This window comes from Dactylosporangium darangshiense (genome assembly GCF_039537565.1).
GTDB classification, from domain to species: domain Bacteria; phylum Actinomycetota; class Actinomycetes; order Mycobacteriales; family Micromonosporaceae; genus Dactylosporangium; species Dactylosporangium darangshiense.
On the sequence record NZ_BAABAT010000206.1, the window covers coordinates 1 to 938 of the forward strand.

A 938-nucleotide genomic window follows, 5' to 3' on the forward strand; every position below is an offset into this window, starting at 1 on the left:
GAACGATTCAGCCAGCCACCCACCCCACCGGCCCTGCCCACCACAGCGTGGATCAACCCGCCCACACCAGCACCTCAGATACAGACCGCGTAACCAGCCCGTGTCTCATACGCCTTGACAGCTTCCGAAGGTCCAACTCCCTGCGAGGATTTCGATGTCCGAAGCCTCCTTGGCCACCTCATCGGCACCGTGCACCGTGGACTTGCCACCGCCCAGCGCATCCCGACACGGGGCATCTCTCATGTGATCACCGACGTTCCCGATGCGGAACTCGCCTCCACGTATGCAACATTGGTGGCCTCGATCCGAGAGGCTTGGTCGCCGCTGGCCGCTGCTGACAAAGTCGTCGCACCCTGGGGACCGTGCACGGCCTTGGACGCGGCACGCGGCTTCACCGTCGAGACGATCACGCATGGATGGGATCTCGCCGTCGCGACCGGCCAGCCGAGTGACGCCCCGAACGGCATTGCCGATCGCTGCCTTTCCTACGCTGTCGCCGTCATTCCAGACCGGCTCCGAGGAGTCATGTACGACGCGCCCGTTATTGGGGGGAAGACCTCATCCACGACGGAACAACTCGCGCACCTTCTCGGCCACAAGAGACATCGTCGATGATGCGCGCACGCATCTGCGGGTGACCGTTCATTCGCCAAGATCAGGTGCGCGGATCTGGTTCCCCTCTAGTCAAGGGGTTATGGCGAGGTTTGCTTTAGGCTTGCGGGTGGCGGGTCCGGGCTGTGACTTGTCCGAAGAGGCGGCTGTCGGGATTGGGCCGTCCGCGCTGGATTGCAGAGTCGCTCCCGTGTGTCCCCCCGGGCCCGTCCCGGCGGTTCGGGCCGCCGTGGCGTCGCGCAGCATCCGTTTGTAGACGACATCGGACAGGTGCCGTTTGAGGGCGCGGAGCGCTTCCATGGTGGTTTTGCCTTCGGCGAGGCGGC

General features: G+C 64.7%; 1 protein-coding gene and 1 pseudogene. One reads left to right on the forward strand and one right to left on the reverse strand.

The annotated features are described in order from the left end of the window. The first annotated feature begins 114 nt into the window (after positions 1-114). Positions 115-615, forward strand: coding sequence for a TIGR03086 family metal-binding protein (locus tag ABD901_RS58720; protein WP_345145108.1), 501 nt, complete (start codon positions 115-117; stop codon positions 613-615). A gap of 69 nt (positions 616-684) precedes the next feature. Here the strand turns inward: ABD901_RS58720 and ABD901_RS58725 are convergent. After that, positions 685-938, reverse strand: a pseudogene (locus ABD901_RS58725) (IS110 family RNA-guided transposase); the annotation flags it as partial.